Genomic DNA, 15,573 nt, shown 5'->3' with positions numbered 1-15,573 from the left:
CTCAGAAATGCGTGTGGCAGGACCAGTGGGCGATGCCGAGCTGCTCGATGGTCACGTCATGGACCGAACGGCGCTGGTCGTCCGCGGTCGCGGCGTCGAGCGGGTCGAAGGTCAAGGGAACGGCCTGGGCGAACCAGCTCGCGAGACCGTTCCAGAGGGTGGAAAGAAGCTGCATCGCCGCCTCACGAAGCCAGCAGCAGCGGCGCGCGCCGCTGCGAGCGGGAGAGCCGGCGCGCGGCGGTCTCGGCGGCGCCGGGCGTCGCGAAACGCTGTCCGTCGAGTGCCCGGAAGGCGGCGGAGGCCGAGACGAAGGTGAAGTCGCGCTCGTCGGCGCGGCGGCTCACGAGCCCGATCTGGGCCTCGCCGAGCTCGATGACATAGGCTTGCTGCGCCGGGCGGGCCCGGGCGGAAAGAGAATGAAGCTGGGACATGGAACTGCCTTCTGCCGCCTATGCGGCATGTGTCGGAACGATTGGATGGGAAGGGCCTCTCGGCCTCGCGATCTCAGCGTCGACAGCGGCAGGTCATTGGGCGGAAGCGGGTCAGGCTTCGGCTCGTTTTCGCAATGGTCATGTCAGTCTCCTCGAACTGGAGCCCACGACCCAGTCGTGGCGCTTTAGCGTTTGGTGACGCGGCGCAAGCTGCTGCTCAAATCTCCGCGGCTCCCCGATTGCTCCGGGAACACCTGCAATCTGATGGGGATCGTCCTCTTTGTCAACCGGATCGTTCTTTTGAAGAAACGATACGGCGGAGAAGAATATTCTTCACGCGCTCCTTGCGCGCCGCCAAGGATGCGGCACTGCGCGGCTTGACGAAGCCGGAGAAGCGGCGCCATTTGCGGCCATGCAGGCTCGCGCCGCCCTTCTCGACCGTCTTCGCCGCTCCGGGCTCGGAGCCTGGCTGGCGACGGCCTATACGCTCTGCGTTCTGGCTCTGGCGCTCGCGCCGGCTCCCGCGATGGCGGCGTTCGGCGGTTCGGACGGCGTCGTGCTTTGCTCGGGTGCGCCGATCCCGGACGAAGGTCAGCCGGCGCCGCTCGGCGATCTCGCCCATTGCAAGGGCTGCCCGCTCAATCCCGTTCTCGCTGGCCCGCCGGTCGGGATCGTGCCGGCGCCGGGTCGGCTTGCCACGCGTCTGGTGCCGCCTGCGCCCTTGGCCGAGGGACTGCGGCATCGTTTCGCGGCCGGGTTGGCGCAATCGCGTGCGCCGCCGCTGGCCTGAAGTCTCCGCCTGCCGATCCCTACCTATTCCAGACCGTCCGCTCCCGCGGAGTGACGGCAATCTTTCACGAGGCCTGCGTCAGCGGCCTGACCCGTTCGGGATATCCATCATGAAGTTTTCGTACTCGCTCGCTGCCGCGACGCTCCTGCTCTCGGCCGGCATCGCCTCGGCCCATGACTTCAACGCCGGCTCGCTCAAGATCGGCCATCCCTGGTCGCGCGCCACGCCGGCCGGCGCCAAGGTCGGCGGCGGCTATCTCTCGATCGAGAACACCGGCCCGGTCGCCGACCGGCTGGTTGCGGTCTCCGTTCCCTTCGCGGCTCGTTCCGAAATCCACGAGATGGCGGTGAAGGACGGCATCATGACGATGCGCCCGCTCGACAAGGGCGTGGAGGTGCCGGCCGGCGCCAAGGTCGAGTTCAAGCCCGGCGGCTACCACATCATGTTCATGGAGCTGAAGCAGCCGCTGAAGCAGGGCGATTCGATGAAGGGCACGCTGACCTTCGAGAAGGCCGGGACCGTCGATGTCGAATTCAAGGTCGACTCGATCGCCGCTAAGGGCAGCACAGGCGAGCACAAGGGGCACTGAGCCCGGATGTTCAAGCGTCATGCTCGGGCTTGACCCGAGCATCTCTGGCTGGAGTTTCTCGGGTCGCCGCTGCGCGGCGCCCGAGAATGACGCGCTGATCGCTCAGATCTTCGCGCGCGCATCGTGCTTTGCGATGCGCGCCAGCAGGTAGTCGACCTCGGCCTTCGCGGCGGTGCTGAGGACGGATCCCGGCTTGCGCTGGGCGTCGTGGCTGAGGATGCCGCGCTTCATCATCGTGTACTTGCGCACGGCGAGGCCGACGCCCTGCTGCTGCTCGTAGCGCATCAGCGGCAGATGCGCGTCGAAGATGTCATGGGCCTCGTCGCGCTTTCCGGCCTTCTGCAGGCGGACGACGTCGATCAGCAGCTCCGGGAAGGCATAGCCGGTATTGGCGCCGTCGGCGCCGCGCTCCATCTCGAAATCGAGGAAGAGACCGCCATTGCCGGTCACGATCGAGATCGGGCGCAGCGAGCCTTCCGTCTGGAACTTGCGCAGCGTCGAGATCTTCTCAAGGCCCGGCCAGTCCTCGTGCTTCAGCATCACGCAGGACGGGTTGTCCATGACGATCTTGCGGATCACCGCCGGCGTCATCACGACCGAGAGCGTCAGCGGATAATCCTGGATGACGAAGGGGATGTCGCTGCCGATCGCCTCGACGGCCTGCGCGTAATAGCCGGTGATCTGGTCGTCGGTGCGCAACGAGGGCGGCGGGGCGATCATCACGCCGCCGGCACCGAGATCCATGACCTGCCGGGCGAGCGAGCGCATCGCGGCGAAGCCGGGCGCGGAGACGCCGACGATGATCGGCTTCCCACCCATCCGGGCGACGCAGCGCTTGACCAGCTCGACCGCTTCCTCGGGCTCCAGCTTGGGCGCCTCGCCCATGATGCCGAGAACGGTGACGCCGTCCGAGCCGATGTCGTGGTAGAACTGGAACAGCCGGTCGGCCGAGGCCCAGTCGATGCTGCCATCCGGATTGAACGGGGTCGGCGCGATCGGGAAGACGCCGGAAGCGTCGGGGGTCAAGCGCATGATGCGGTCCTTCAAGATGGCTGAAGATTGCGGTCCCACTCAGCCCTCATCCTGAGGAGCCGCGTCAGCGGCGTCTCGAAGGATACTCCAGATGGTTCCAGAGCCTCCTGGACCATCCTTCGAGACGCAAGCTCCGCTTGCTCCTCAGGATGAGGGCTGAGAAGGCTTCAGGCGATGCGGGTGCGGACGGTGCCGACCCCGGCGATGACGCCTTCGAGCACGTCGCCCTTGTTCACCGCGGCGACGCCTTCCGGCGTGCCGGTGAAGATCAGGTCGCCCGGCTTCAGTTCGACGAGGCCGGAGAGATAGGCGATCGTCTCCTCGACATTCCAGATCTGCTTGGCGAGGTCGGAGGTCTGGCGCACGACGCCGTTGACGGTGAGCTCGATCTTGCCGGCGCTGGGATGGCCGGCATGGCTCGCCGGCACGATCTCGCCGATCGGCCCGGAGAGGTCGAAGCCCTTGGCCATGTCCCAGGGGCGTCCGGCCTTCTTGGCGGCCGCCTGCAGGTCGCGGCGGGTCATGTCGAGCCCGGCGGCATAGCCGTAGACATGGGCCAGCGCCTCGGCTTCAGGGATGTCCTTGCCGCCGGTGCCGATGGCGACGACGAGCTCCATCTCGTGGTGGAGGTCGCTGGTCTTGGTCGGATAGGGCATGTCGGCGCCGTTGATCAGCAGCGCGTCGGCCGGCTTGGTGAAGAAGAACGGGTCCTCGCGGTCCGGGTCATGGCCCATCTCGCGGGCATGTTCGGCATAGTTGCGGCCGACGCAGAAGATCCGCCTGACCGGGAAGGAGCCGCCGCCTGCGACCGGAACGGCCGTCACGGCCGGCGGGTCGATCACATAATTGCTCATTCTGCTGCTCCCTCGATCTAGCCTTGCGCCGTTCATGGGCGAGCGGCGCCCGGACCGCAAGCGGCTTGCGTCGGCGGCGGGCCTGCGCGGGAGGCATTGCGGCACGCATTTCGCAGGCGCGGCACGGGTTGTGCGGCGCGTCGTTGCAAGTGAGACGATTTGCTCCTTACACTACCCCGCCGGGGGAACCGGCGAGCCTATGGAAGGAATGGAATGTGAGTACGGGAACCGTGAAATGGTTCAATGAGACCAAGGGTTACGGCTTCATCACCCCGGATGGCGGCGGCAGCGACGTCTTCGTCCATGTCAGCGCGGTGACGCGGGCTGGCCTGCGCGGCCTGAACGAGGGGCAGAAGGTCAGCTACGATCTCGAGCCGGATCGCAAGACCGGCAAGAACTCGGCGGTGAACCTGCAGACGACCTGAGCGTTTTCATGCGTTCTACGGGAAGGCGATGGCGGCGCCTGTCCCGAGCCTAGGGCGGATCGCGTTCGGTCCAGGTCGGACCGAAGCGGATTCCAGGCATTCCCGTCGCAGCAGGCGGCGGTGCGAAGATGAAGTGCCCCTTCAGGCCCGGCCCGGCGCCGGGTGGAACAGTCGGCCCCTCTCCACGATCAGCACGACGACGAGCGCCGCGATGCCGCAGAGCGCGAAGCCCAGCGTCAGCGGCACGACCGTGCCGTTGAAATGCTGGCCGATATAGAAGCCGAGCAGCGCGCCGATCACCGTGGTCACGAAGCCCTGCACCGAGGAGGCCGTACCGGCGACATGGCCGAGCGGCTCCATCGCCATCGCCCCGAAATTCGGGCCAATCAGCCCGAAGCAGAACATCGCCCCGCCCTGCAGGATCGCGAAGCTCCAGAGTGATTCATGACCGGCCAGCGCCACCAATGCGTGGAGGCTTGTCAGCGCGATATAGCCGAGCAGCGCGCCATGCGAGACGCGGCGCATGCCGAGCCGCCCGACGATGCGCGAGTTCAGCAGCGAGGACGCCGCCATGAACATCGCGATCAGCGCGAAGATCGTGGTGAACAGCTCCGGCGCATGGAAGACGTCGACGAAGACCTGCTGCGCCGAGTTGATGAAGCCGAACAGGCCGCCGAGCACGAAGGCCATGGCCAGCATGTAGCCGACGCCGATGCGGCTGGTCAGCGTCGTCCGGAAGGAAGCCAGTACGCTTGCCGGCTCGATCGGCTTGCGATCCTCGGGATGCTGGGTCTCGGGCAGCTTCAACAGGACCCAGATCATCACGATGGCGCCGAAACCGGTCAGCACGCCGAAAATCCAGCGCCAGGGCGCGACCCAGAGGATCGCCTGACCGATCGAGGGCGCCAGGATCGGCACGGCCAGGAAGACGATCATGGCGAGCGACATGACACGCGCCATCTCGCGGCCGGCATAGCAGTCGCGCACGATCGAAACGACGAGCACGCGGGTGGCGGCGGCACCGATGCCCTGCACCACGCGCGCCGCCATCATCGCCTCGAAGGAGCCTGCGAAGGCCGCGGCGATGCTGGCGATGACATAGATCGTCAAGCCCACGAGCAGGACCGGACGCCGGCCATAGCGATCCGAGATCGTGCCGTAGAAGATCTGCGAGACCCCGAAGCCGAGCAGATAGGCGGTGATGATCCATTGCCGCTGGTTGGCCTCGGCGATGCCGAGTGACTCGGCCATCTGCGGCAGGGCCGGCAGCATCGAATCGATGGCGAGCGCATTCGTCGCCATCAGCGCGGCGGTGAGGCCCACGAAGGGGTAGAAGCCCATGCCGTGGCGCGGCCGGACTGGAGCGGACATGTCGTTCATGGCGATCGCGAAACTGGCTGGCGAGACCCGGCGGCTGCGGTCATGCGGCAGCGGCGGGCAAGATTCTGCCTGTAGGATTAGCCCTGCCGGTTGCGCGCGGCAACCGGTCCAGCCGGCCATGGGCCATGCGCCGGGCGCGTTTCCCGGCGCTTCGGGCGCGCTCCTAGCCCTGCTTCTGCATCGCGGCCATCAGGGCGTCGTCGATCTCGACGGCGCGCTTAGCCGCCGGTCGTGCGGAGATGCGGGCGCCATAGGCCTCGAAGGCCGGCCGCTTCTCGATCGTGCCGAACTGCATCCCCCACAGGACCTGTGAGCCGACATAGACATCCGCCGCGCTGAAACGGTCGCCGGTCAGGTAGTCGCTGCGGGTCACCGCGTATTCGAGCGTGTCCATCGCATCGGCATAGGTGCCGTAGCCGATGGAGCGCGCCCGATCAGGCGGCACTTCCAGGCCGAAGGCCTTGCTGGCGACGGCAGCCTCGATCGGTCCGGCCGCGAAGAACAGCCAGCGGTAATACGGACCGCGCAGCCGGCTGCCCGGCTCGGGCGCGAGCCCGGCTTGCGGGAAGGCATCGGCCATATAGGCGCAGATCGCGGCGCATTCGGTGACGACCGTGTCGCCATGGACCAGCGCCGGCACCTTGCCCATCGGGTTGATCGCCTTGTAGGCGGCGCTCTTCATCGGCTCGCCGAAGCCGATGATCTCGGCGCGGTAGGGCTGGCCGATCTCCTCCATCATCCAGCGCGCGATGCGACCGCGCGACATCGGGTTTGTATAGAGCACGAGTTCATCTGCCATCGTCTTTTGCCTCCTTGATCGGCCGAGGGTGTCTCTACCCTGCTGCATCGGCGTGACGGTGTCAGGAGCCTGCTTGCCTGACGCGCGCGGCCCAAGCTGCTATCGTCGCCGCGAAACAGGACGAGGATATGGACGAATCACGCATGGCGCGCAGCGTATCCGTCAATGACGGACGGATGGCGATCGAGGGCCTGTCGACCTGTTACGTGCAGGGCGCTGCCCGGCGCTTCCGGCTCTCGGCCTCGGGATTGCGCTTCGTCGGCGGCTTCGAGAGTCGCGATGGCCGGCTGGAGGAGAGCCGGCGCTTCCTCGCCGAGGCGACCGTGGTCGATGGCGGCTTGCGCCGTGCGGGCTTCGAGGGCGATGCCGGCACGGTCGGTTTGACCTTGCGCCCGCTGTCGCAGGCTGGCGACCAGCCGCGCCTCCTCCTGATGCTCGGCTACCGCGACGAGAATGGCGAGGCGCTGCCTTTCGCCGAGGCCTTTCTGGCGCCGGCCGTGTTCGAGGCATTGAAGGCGGACCTGCTTTCCGGCCTGGCGCAGGAGCTTTCGCTCGGTGCCACGACCAGTCTCTGGATTCGCGAGGAGGACCGCGCGCGCCCGCATGGCGAGCCGCTCGACTGGTATCTCGGCCTTGATGCCGATGGACGCTCGACCCAGCCCGCGCGCGGATTCATCGAGACCATCGAATGGCGGCCTCGGCCGCTTCAGGTCGCCGTCGCGGCTGACCGGGAACCTGAGCCCGTGCCTCAGGCTGTCCATCAGGCCGAAGAGGATTGGGAGGACAGCACTGCCGATGAATTGCGTCGGATCAACTGGAGCTTCCGCCTGCTCCTGCTCATGCTGGCCTTCATGCTGATCGTCGTCGCGATGAAGTAGGGGCCGGCCCTTAAGTCTCGTGGCGGCGGATGCGGCGGATCATCTCGTTCAGCGCCAGCAGCACCAGCGCCAGGATGAAGGGCAGGATGTAGTAGACCACCCGGAAGATCAGGAGCGCGCCCAGCACCTGCTCGTAGGGAAAGCGGTTGAGCGCGACCAGCATCGTCGCCTCGAACACGCCGAGCCCGCCGGGCGCATGGCTCGCGATGCCGATCAGGCAGGCGAAGATATAGGCGGCAAGGAAGGTCGGGTATTCCAGGCCGTAGCCGCCGGGCAGCAGCACGAAGAGCACAGCCGCGGCCGCGCAGACCTCGCAGGCGCCGAGCGCCATCTGGCCGAGCGTGGTGCCGAGGCCGGGCAGATGCAGGTTCCAGCCACGCACGCGGATCGTGCGCTCGTCCGTCGCGATCCAGGCGAGATAGCCGAGGATGCCGATGCCGACGAGCCCGCCGACGACCTGGACGATGAGCGGTGAGGTCCGCGCCAGCACCGCGACCGCCTCAGAAGCATAGAACAGGCTGGCGCAGAGGATGGCGCCGAGCCCGAGCCAGAAGGTGATGCCGGCGATCACGGTCAGGCTCGCGACCTCGGAGGCGCGGACCCCCTTCGGCGAATAGATCCAGTAGCGCACCGTGCCGCCGGTCACGATCGGGAAGCCGAGCGTGAACGAGACGGAATAGCTGGTGAAGGAGCCGAGCGCCGTGGTGCGATAGGGGATCGACAGGCCGAGCCGGCGCAATGCCAGCGCGTCGTAGCCGGTCAGCAGCAGGTAGCTCAGCGCGGTGAAGGCGACGGCGAGGCCGAGCTGGCGCAGGCTCGCATTCTCGAAGGCCCCGGCGAGCTGGCCAGGCTCCATCCCGCTGATGATGTGCCAGAGCACGACCAGCGAGGCACCGAAGATGACGACGCTCGCCAGCGGGCCGAGCCACCACCAGCGGCTGCGCTTGCGCGGGAGGATTCCGGGCTCATGCGGGCCGAAGGACATGCGCTCTCGGGGTTGCGCGCCGCTGCGGGATGCGGCGGCGCGGTGGCGGGCAGGGCTCGGGCGAGCCCCGTCCGACAGATAGCGCCTCGGCGGCAATTCACAAGCCGCTGCGGCGAATGGGCCGCATGAGGGAGCCCGGTTTCGGGCAAGGCTGGAGCGGGGCTCAGGCCGTCTTGCGGAAGATGCGCAGCGTCTTGAAGCCCTCGACCTCCTCGACCGGCATCGCCTTCATCCAGTCCGGGATCAGCCGCTCTGCCACGTCATAGGCATAGGAGCCCCTGTAGAACAGGATATAGCCGCCCTTGTCGGTCTGCGCGGTGAAGAGATCCATCACCTCACGGTCGGTCAAGGCGCCATAGGCGTCGTTGGCCTCGCCGCGGAACTCGCCGCTGTGGAACAGCGTCACGATGTCGAAGCGCGGCAGCAGGCGGGCATTGCTGGTGTAGATGTCGCCGAAATAGGCGCTGTAGGTCTTGGTGACGTTCGGGTTGTCGGTCGCGAGCTTGATGAAGGACTCGTATTCCTGCGGCGAGGCGGTGATGCCGAGAACCGTGTTGTCGAGATGCGGCTCGGCGCAGCGCAGGCCGACATAGTGGTGCCCGCCGGTGCCGAAATGGTAGATGCGCTTGCCGCTGAGCTTCTCCTGCTCCAGCCATTCGACGAAATGCACGTCGCAGGGGCATTGCTCGATCTCGAGGCCCCAGAACGCATCCCAGATATTCATCTTCACGGTGTTTCTCCTCTCTGAAGGTCGTTTTCTGGTGGCGAAGCCGCTCAGCGGGCTTCGCTGGTCGCGGTGATGCGGGGCTCGGCGAAGCCCTCGCGCTCGACGATTTCGGCGACGCCCCTGATCCGGCGCAGCACGATCCGATGGCTGGCGCTTTCCGCCAGGCCCGCGCTTTGCCCGAAGGCGATGATGATTGCGCGGGGCAGGGCGGCGCGCAGCTCGGTCAGGATCTCCAGCGCCGCGTCGGTCTCCAGCGCGCTGGTCGCCTCGTCGAGCAGGACGATTGCGGGATCGGCCAGCTCGGTCCGCGCGAGTGCGAGCCGCTGCCGCTCGGCCCGGGTCAGGCTCTTGTTCCAGTCGTCCTCGCCATCGAGCCGCGAGGTCAGGGTCGACAGCCCGTAGCGGCGCAAGGTCGCGGCGACTTCCGGCGCCGGGCGCGGTCGGTCGCCCTGGAGGAGATGGCGCAAACCGATTCCCGGCAATTGCAGGTGCTGCGGCACGATCGCGACGCGCGCCCCACGCGGCAGCACGATCGTGCCGTCGCCCTGCTGCCAGAGCCCGGCGATGGCCTGCATCAGCGCGTTCTTGGCGAAGCCGGCATCGCCGGTGACATGGAGTACGGCTCCCGCAGGCAGCACGAAGCCGATACCGGCGGCGAGCGCGTGGCCTGCGCCGTCATGCAGCGTCACCGCCTCCAGCCGCAGGCTGTCATGCGGGCCGTCCTCGACGGTGAGGCCCTGTGCCGGCGGCTCCTGCTCGACCTCTTCCAGCGCATCGGCGAGCTCGTTGACGCGCCTCGCGGCGGCGAGCCATTCGGCGATGCGCATGAAATTGTCGAACAGCCAGTTGCAGGCGTTCTGCACCGCGACGAAGGCGGCGGCGACCTGCACGACGCCGCCCAGCGTCATCTCCCCGGCGAGGTATTTCGGGGCTGCCAGCAGCAGCGGCACGACCGGCACCAGCGCGCTGCTGCCATTGGTGATCCAGGTCAGGCGCGCCCGCTGCGTGATCACGGAAAGCCAGCGCAGCACCAGCACGCCATGGCTCTGCGCCACGGCATGGCGCTCGCCGGCCTCGGTGCGGGCGAGTGCGATCGCCTCGCCATGGTCGCGGATGCGCATCAGCGCGAAGCGCAGGCCAGCCTCGCTCTCCGTGCGCAGGGCGATGAGCCCGGCGAGGCGCCGTCCGACGGCCGTCACCAGCAGGGTGACGATCACGGCATAGAGGATCGCGGCGAGCACGAGATAGGCGGGAATGGTGATCTCGCTCTCGCCCCAGCTCAGGCTCAGGCTGCCGCCGATCTCCCAGAGGATCTCGATGAACATCACGATGGTGATGACGGAGGAGAGCAGGCCCATCGCGAAATCGACGATCGGCTCGGTCGCCCAGCGGACATCGTCGGCGATCCGGTATTCGGGGTTGGCCGGCTCCTTGCCGGAGAGGCTCAGGCGAAAGAAGCGCCGATCGCCGACCCAGCCATCGACCAGCTTGGCGGTGAGCCAGCGCCGCCAGTGAACCTGGAAGGTCTCGCGCGATTTCAGGATGAGGACGCCGAGCCCGGCGACCACCAGCACGATCACCGGGAATACGGCCATGGCGACGAGGGCGCTGTGCCCGTCCTTGCGCTCCAGCGCGTCGAAGAACCAGCCGTTCCAGCGGTTCACCGTGACATTGGCGAAGACGGTGAGGATCACGCCGGCCGCCAGCAGCAGCGTCCAGAGCCAGGCGCAGCGCGCGGTCTCGCCGCGCCAGAAATCACGGGTCAAACGCGCGAATCGTAGCGCAACCTGGCGATCTCCAGGCACGTCCGATTTCGCGCCTGTCGTCTCGTCGGGCGTCAGCACGGTTGCGATTAGTCCCCCAGGGCCGGTTTTCCGGTCTCCTCTGGCTCGAACCTGATCGGGCGAAAATGAACTCGACATGAACGGAGCGGCCGCGCGGCCCGCTCCGGAACAGCGCTGAGGCGCTTCGCGTTCCCCGCTCAGGTCCGTGCAGGGAGGTTCGCCATGCCGCGTGGAGACAAATCCGCCTATACCGACAAGCAGAAGCGCAAGGCCGAGCATATCGAGGAGAGCTACGAGGAGCGGGGCGTTCCGCATGAGGAGGCGCAAGCGCGCGCCTGGGCAACCGTGAACAAGGATAGCGGTGGCGGCAACAAGTCCGGCTCCGGCCGGGGCAAGCCGGACACGAACGTTTCGGCAAGGCGCGGTGGCAAGCTCGGCGGCGAGGCTTCGGCCGCGCGCCCGAAGGCCGAGCGCTCGGCTTCGGCGAAGAAGGCGGCCGCAACGCGGAAGAAGAACGCGTCCTGAGCCGGACGATCCGCCCGGCTCAGGCGCGGCCGGCGGCTAGCCGCCGATATTGAAGGCGGCGAGCGCAGCCATGTTGACGATATCGGAATCCTTCGCGCCGAGCGGCACGATCTGGATCGGCTTGTCGAGGCCGACGATCAGCGGGCCGATCACGGTCGCGCCGCCGAGTTCCTGCAGCAGCTTGGTCGAGATCGAGGCCGAGTGGAAGGCCGGCATGATCAGCACGTTCGCCGGCCCGGAGAGGCGGCAGAACGGATACTGGCTCATCACCTCGCGATTGAGCGCGACATCGGCCGCCATCTCGCCGTCATACTCGAAATCGACCCGCTGGGCGTCGAGCAGCGCCACCGCCTCGCGCACCTTTTCGGAACGCTCGCCGGCCGGATGCCCGAAGGTCGAGAAGGCCAGCATGGCGACCTTGGGTTCGTAGCCGAGCCTGCGGCCGACGCCGGCGGCCTCGATCGCGATCTCCGAGAGCTGCCGCGCCGTCGGCATCTCGGTGATCGCGGTATCCGCCACCAGCACCGTGCGGTCGCGCGAGATCACGATCGAGACGCCGATCACGCGATGTCCCGGCTTCTCGTCGATGACGCGGCGGACCTCTTCCAGAGCGATCGAGTAATTGCGGGTGACGCCGGTCACCATCGCGTCGGCATCGCCGAGCGCCACCATCGCCGCGGCGAAATGGTTGCGGTCCTGGTTGATCAGGCGCTGGCAGTCGCGGAACAGATAGCCCTGCCTTTGCAGCCGCTCGTAGAGATACTGCGCATAGGCGCTGTTGCGGTGGGAGAGGCGGGCGTTCTGGATCGAGATGCCCTTGGCTTCGAGATCGACGCCGAGGAAGGTCGCGGCCTCCGAAATGCGGTCCTCGCGGCCGACGAGGATGGCCTGACCGAGCCCCTGCGCCACGAAGGAAGCGGCGGCGCGGATGACCTGCTCCTCCTCGCCCTCGGCGAAGACGACGCGCTTGGGATAGCGCCGGACGCGCTCGAAGATGCGGTTGAGCGTTCCCGCGATCGGGTCGCGCCGGGCCGAGAGCTGCGCCTTGTAGGCGGCCGTGTCGACGATCGGCTTGCCGGCGACGCCGGTATCCATCGCGGCCTTGGCGACCGCCATCGGCACGACATGGATCAGGCGCGGGTCGAACGGCACCGGGATGATGTAGTCCTTGCCGTAGCGCGGCCGCGAACCCTGATAGGCGGCGGCGACCTCGTCCGGCACGTCCTCGCGCGCCAGCATCGCCAGCGACTCGGCCGCGGCGATCTTCATCTCCATGTTGATCGTGGTGGCGCGCACGTCGAGCGCGCCGCGGAAGATGAAGGGGAAGCCCAGCACGTTGTTGACCTGGTTCGGATAGTCCGAACGGCCGGTCGCCATGATCGCGTCGTCGCGGATGGCGTGGACCTCCTCCGGCGTGATCTCCGGATCGGGATTGGCCATCGCGAAGATGATCGGGTTCGGCGCCATCGAGGCGACCATCTCCGGCGTCACCGCGCCCTTCTGCGACAGGCCGAAGAAGGCGTCGGCCCCGTCCAGCGCCTGGGCCAGCGTGCGCCGGTCGGTGACCGCCGCATGGGCCGATTTCCACTGGTTCATGCCCTCGGTGCGGCCCTGGTAGATCACGCCCTTGGTGTCGCAGAGGATGACGTTGTCGGGCTTGAAGCCCATCGCCTTCAGAAGCTCGATGCAGGCGATGGCCGCCGCGCCCGCGCCATTGATGACGAGCTTGGTCGACTTGATGTCGCGCCCGGTCAGGTCGAGTGCGTTGACCAGGCCGGCGGCGGCGATGATCGCGGTGCCATGCTGGTCGTCATGGAAGACGGGGATGTCCATCAATTCGCGCAGACGCTGCTCGATGATGAAGCATTCCGGCGCCTTGATGTCCTCGAGATTGATGCCGCCGAAGGACGGGCCGAGATAGCGCACGGCCTCGATGAACTTGTCCGGGTCTTCGGTATCGACTTCGAGATCGATCGAGTCGACATCGGCGAAGCGCTTGAACAGGACCGATTTGCCTTCCATCACCGGCTTCGAGGCGAGCGCGCCGAGATTGCCGAGGCCGAGGATGGCGGTGCCGTTGGTGATCACGGCGACGAGGTTCGAGCGCGTCGTATAGTCATAAGCGCGCGACGGGTCCTCCGCGATCGCCAGCACCGGCACGGCGACACCGGGCGAATAGGCGAGCGAGAGATCGCGCTGCGTTGCCATCGGCTTGGTCGGGACGATCTCCAGCTTGCCGGGCCGTCCCTGCGAATGGAACAGCAAGGCTTCCTGGTCGGTGAAGGTCGGGCGGGCTCTCTTGGTCGTCGGACGGTCGTTCATCGAAGCGTCTTTTCTTGTGCGTTTCCTCGAGGGGTACCGACCATACGGCGGCGGCGCCTGAGATCACAAGCGGCGAGTGCTTCACAGAACTCTTGACGGAGCGGAGCGGTGTCGCGGGCGGTCAGGCCCGCGAGGCGCTGCGCACGCTGCGCACGAAATCCGCGACATAGCGGTCGAGTGCCTCGGCCTGCTCGTCGACCTTGCGGGCGGCGTCCGCGACCTGGATCGCGGCATCGCCGGTGACGCGCGCCTCCGCGCCGACGGCCCCGACATTGACGGTGACGGCATCAGCGCTCAGCGCCACCGCCTGCGCGTCGGCGGCGATGGTCGAGGCGATGCCGGCCTGGCGGCTGACGACATCGGCGATGGCGCCCGAGGTCTGCTCGATCGTCGTCATCGTGCCCTCGATATGGGCCACGGCCTCGAAGGCGGTCGCGGCGGCGCCGCGGATGTCGGCGAGCGTCTCCGCGATGTCGCGGGTCGCCTTCTGCGTCTGTTCGGCCAGCGTCTTGACCTCGCCCGCCACCACGGCGAAGCCGCGGCCGGCCGCTCCGGCGCGGGCCGCCTCGATCGTCGCGTTGAGGGCGAGCAGGTTGGTGCGGGCCGCGATCTCCTCGATGAAGTCGAGCACGGCGCGGACCTTGTCGGCCGCCTCCGTCAGCCCGGCGACGTCGCTGCGCGTGCTGCGGATATAGCTGGCGGCGGCGCGCACCGTATCGTCGGCATGGCTGGTCTGACGGGTGAGTTCGCGGATCGAGGCCTCGATCTCCTCGGCGGCGACGGCGACGCTGCTGATCCGGCGCGAGGCGCTGCCGGCCTCCTGTGTTACGCTTTCGGCGCGCAGCGTCGTCTTGTTGGCGTTCTCGACCATCTGGCCGGCCGCGGTATGCATGCCGTGCAGCGAGGCGCCGACATCGCCGAGCGCCTTGCCGACGGTGCGTTCGAGATCGCTCGCGAGTGCGTCGAGCGTCGTCTTGCGCAATGTCTCGATCTCGGCGCGGCGGGTTTCCAGCGTCTTCTCGGCGGTGATGTCGAGCAGGATGCCGTCCCAGACCATCGTTCCGTCGCGCAGGCGCCGCTTGGTCGATTCGCTGCGAAGCCAGACGATGCCGCCATCGGCGCCGTGATAGCGTCCCTCGAAGCGCCAGAGCGTCTCGGTTTCCTGCTGGTCGCGCCGCTGCCGCTCGAAACGCTCCCGGTCTTCCGGCAGGAGCTTGCCGAGCCAGGCCTCGGGATCGCGCTCGACCTCTTCCTTGGTGATCCCCAGCAGCTTGTCGATGGCGAAGGAGGCGAACTGGTAGGTCATCGTGCCGTTCGGCTGCACGAGCCGCTGGTAGAGCGTGCCCGGCGCGCGGTCGATCAGCGTGCGCAGCCGGTAGGCCGTCTCCCGCCTTTCGGTGTCGTTGATCACGATGATGCCGGTCAGGAAGATGCCGATCGTCCCGACCAGGATCATCACCGGCACCGCCTCGCGCAGGAAGCGTTCACCGGCCGCGCCGGGGATGAATCCGGCTGAGGCTAAAAGGATGGCTGCGTCGATGGCGCTGAGCGCGGCGAGGTCGCCGAGGCCGAACGGACGCCGGCGCCGCGCCAGCCACAGCGCATAGGCGAGGCCGATCACGGCGCGCGCGAGGATGCCGGTGATGCCGGTCACCATGCCGACGCCGCCGCTGAGATAGCGCATCACGACCAGCGGCGCGGCGGTCAGCACGGAGGCGATCGGGCCGCCGACGGGCCCGGCGAGGATCGCGAAGCTGTTGCGGGAATCGACGACGAGGCCGGGCATGATCTCGAAGGGATTGCCCATGCTGACCAGGGCGCCGGCTGCGAACAGGATGCCGACGATCAGCTGGCGCAGCCAGGCCCGGTTACCGATCCGGGGGGTTGCGACGGTCAGCAGCAATCCCGCCAGCAGCAGGAAGAACAGGCTCTCGGCGAGGTTGATCAGCAGCAATGTGGAGATCCTGGCCCGAATCGGCTGCTGAACAGTGCTTTGAATTGTTGAAAGCCGTCCTAACGGATGGCCTTGGCCGGACATTTTGCTAGCGTGCC

The 15,573-nt window shown here is 67.5% G+C and carries 16 protein-coding genes; 5 read left to right on the top strand and 11 right to left on the bottom strand.

What is annotated here, in order from left to right:
* Nucleotide 1: 1 nt before the first annotated feature.
* Together AC3WMA_RS18840 and AC3WMA_RS18835 are read right to left on the bottom strand one after the other, a co-directional pair.
* Nucleotides 2–175 (bottom strand): hypothetical protein, encoded by a 174-nt coding sequence (locus AC3WMA_RS18840; protein ID WP_492286880.1) that lies wholly within the window; start codon nt 173–175, stop codon nt 2–4.
* Between the two features lie 7 nt (nt 176–182).
* Nucleotides 183–431: a hypothetical protein gene (locus AC3WMA_RS18835; RefSeq protein WP_492286879.1), complete on the bottom strand. Its 249-nt coding sequence runs from the start codon at nt 429–431 to the stop codon at nt 183–185.
* 412 nt (nt 432–843) lie between these two features.
* Here AC3WMA_RS18835 and AC3WMA_RS18830 point away from each other — a divergent pair, with 412 nt between their 5' ends.
* Both AC3WMA_RS18830 and AC3WMA_RS18825 read left to right on the top strand, forming a co-directional pair.
* Nucleotides 844–1,221, top strand: coding sequence for a hypothetical protein (locus tag AC3WMA_RS18830; RefSeq protein WP_492286878.1), 378 nt, complete (start codon nt 844–846; stop codon nt 1,219–1,221).
* Between the two features lie 109 nt (nt 1,222–1,330).
* Entirely contained in the window at nt 1,331–1,810 is a 480-nt protein-coding gene (locus AC3WMA_RS18825) for a copper chaperone PCu(A)C (RefSeq protein ID WP_492286877.1), read from the top strand.
* Between the two features lie 102 nt (nt 1,811–1,912).
* On the opposite strand, the gene AC3WMA_RS18820 is transcribed toward AC3WMA_RS18825, so the two are convergent.
* Both AC3WMA_RS18820 and AC3WMA_RS18815 read right to left on the bottom strand, forming a co-directional pair.
* On the bottom strand, nt 1,913–2,842 hold the full coding sequence (locus AC3WMA_RS18820; protein ID WP_492286876.1) for a dihydrodipicolinate synthase family protein: 930 nt from the start codon (nt 2,840–2,842) through the stop codon (nt 1,913–1,915).
* A 167-nt stretch (nt 2,843–3,009) separates the two neighbouring features.
* Entirely contained in the window at nt 3,010–3,696 is a 687-nt protein-coding gene (locus tag AC3WMA_RS18815) for a fumarylacetoacetate hydrolase family protein (protein ID WP_492286875.1), read from the bottom strand.
* Nucleotides 3,697–3,911: 215 nt separating this feature from the next.
* Between AC3WMA_RS18815 and AC3WMA_RS18810 the strand changes: the two genes are divergently transcribed.
* Complete coding sequence (locus AC3WMA_RS18810; protein WP_492286874.1) at nt 3,912–4,121, top strand: cold-shock protein; 210 nt, start codon at nt 3,912–3,914, stop codon at nt 4,119–4,121.
* 141 nt (nt 4,122–4,262) lie between these two features.
* Here AC3WMA_RS18810 and AC3WMA_RS18805 read toward each other — a convergent pair whose 3' ends face one another.
* Nucleotides 4,263–5,501, bottom strand: coding sequence for a multidrug effflux MFS transporter (locus tag AC3WMA_RS18805; RefSeq protein WP_492286873.1), 1,239 nt, complete (start codon nt 5,499–5,501; stop codon nt 4,263–4,265).
* A gap of 163 nt (nt 5,502–5,664) precedes the next feature.
* On the bottom strand, nt 5,665–6,300 hold the full coding sequence (locus tag AC3WMA_RS18800; RefSeq protein WP_492286872.1) for a glutathione S-transferase family protein: 636 nt from the start codon (nt 6,298–6,300) through the stop codon (nt 5,665–5,667).
* 128 nt (nt 6,301–6,428) lie between these two features.
* On the opposite strand from AC3WMA_RS18800, the gene AC3WMA_RS18795 reads away from it, so the two are divergent.
* Nucleotides 6,429–7,178, top strand: coding sequence for a hypothetical protein (locus AC3WMA_RS18795; RefSeq protein ID WP_492286871.1), 750 nt, complete (start codon nt 6,429–6,431; stop codon nt 7,176–7,178).
* Nucleotides 7,179–7,188: 10 nt separating this feature from the next.
* Here the strand turns inward: AC3WMA_RS18795 and AC3WMA_RS18790 are convergent, their stop codons facing one another.
* From AC3WMA_RS18790 to AC3WMA_RS18780, 3 genes are all read right to left on the bottom strand, one after another.
* On the bottom strand, nt 7,189–8,163 hold the full coding sequence (locus tag AC3WMA_RS18790; protein ID WP_492286870.1) for a lysylphosphatidylglycerol synthase domain-containing protein: 975 nt from the start codon (nt 8,161–8,163) through the stop codon (nt 7,189–7,191).
* A gap of 163 nt (nt 8,164–8,326) precedes the next feature.
* Nucleotides 8,327–8,893 (bottom strand): hypothetical protein, encoded by a 567-nt coding sequence (locus AC3WMA_RS18785; protein WP_492286869.1) that lies wholly within the window; start codon nt 8,891–8,893, stop codon nt 8,327–8,329.
* 44 nt (nt 8,894–8,937) lie between these two features.
* Nucleotides 8,938–10,656 carry an ABC transporter ATP-binding protein/permease gene (locus AC3WMA_RS18780; RefSeq protein ID WP_492286868.1) on the bottom strand — a complete coding sequence of 573 codons (1,719 nt, stop codon included), beginning with the start codon at nt 10,654–10,656 and terminating at the stop codon, nt 8,938–8,940.
* 240 nt (nt 10,657–10,896) lie between these two features.
* Between AC3WMA_RS18780 and AC3WMA_RS18775 the strand changes: the two genes are divergently transcribed.
* Complete coding sequence (locus AC3WMA_RS18775; RefSeq protein ID WP_492286867.1) at nt 10,897–11,199, top strand: plasmid stabilization protein; 303 nt, start codon at nt 10,897–10,899, stop codon at nt 11,197–11,199.
* Nucleotides 11,200–11,235: 36 nt separating this feature from the next.
* Here the strand turns inward: AC3WMA_RS18775 and AC3WMA_RS18770 are convergent, their stop codons facing one another.
* Nucleotides 11,236–13,521: an NADP-dependent malic enzyme gene (locus AC3WMA_RS18770; RefSeq protein WP_492286866.1), complete on the bottom strand. Its 2,286-nt coding sequence runs from the start codon at nt 13,519–13,521 to the stop codon at nt 11,236–11,238.
* A gap of 121 nt (nt 13,522–13,642) precedes the next feature.
* A complete protein-coding gene (locus AC3WMA_RS18765) occupies nt 13,643–15,475 on the bottom strand; it encodes a methyl-accepting chemotaxis protein (RefSeq protein ID WP_492286865.1) in 1,833 nt (610 codons plus the stop codon).
* Nucleotides 15,476–15,573 lie beyond the last annotated feature (98 nt).

Source organism: Allobosea sp. FW305-C-101 (assembly GCF_058783685.1).
The sequence above is the reverse complement of the archived record's forward strand: the minus strand, read 5'-3'. Positions and strand labels throughout refer to the sequence as shown.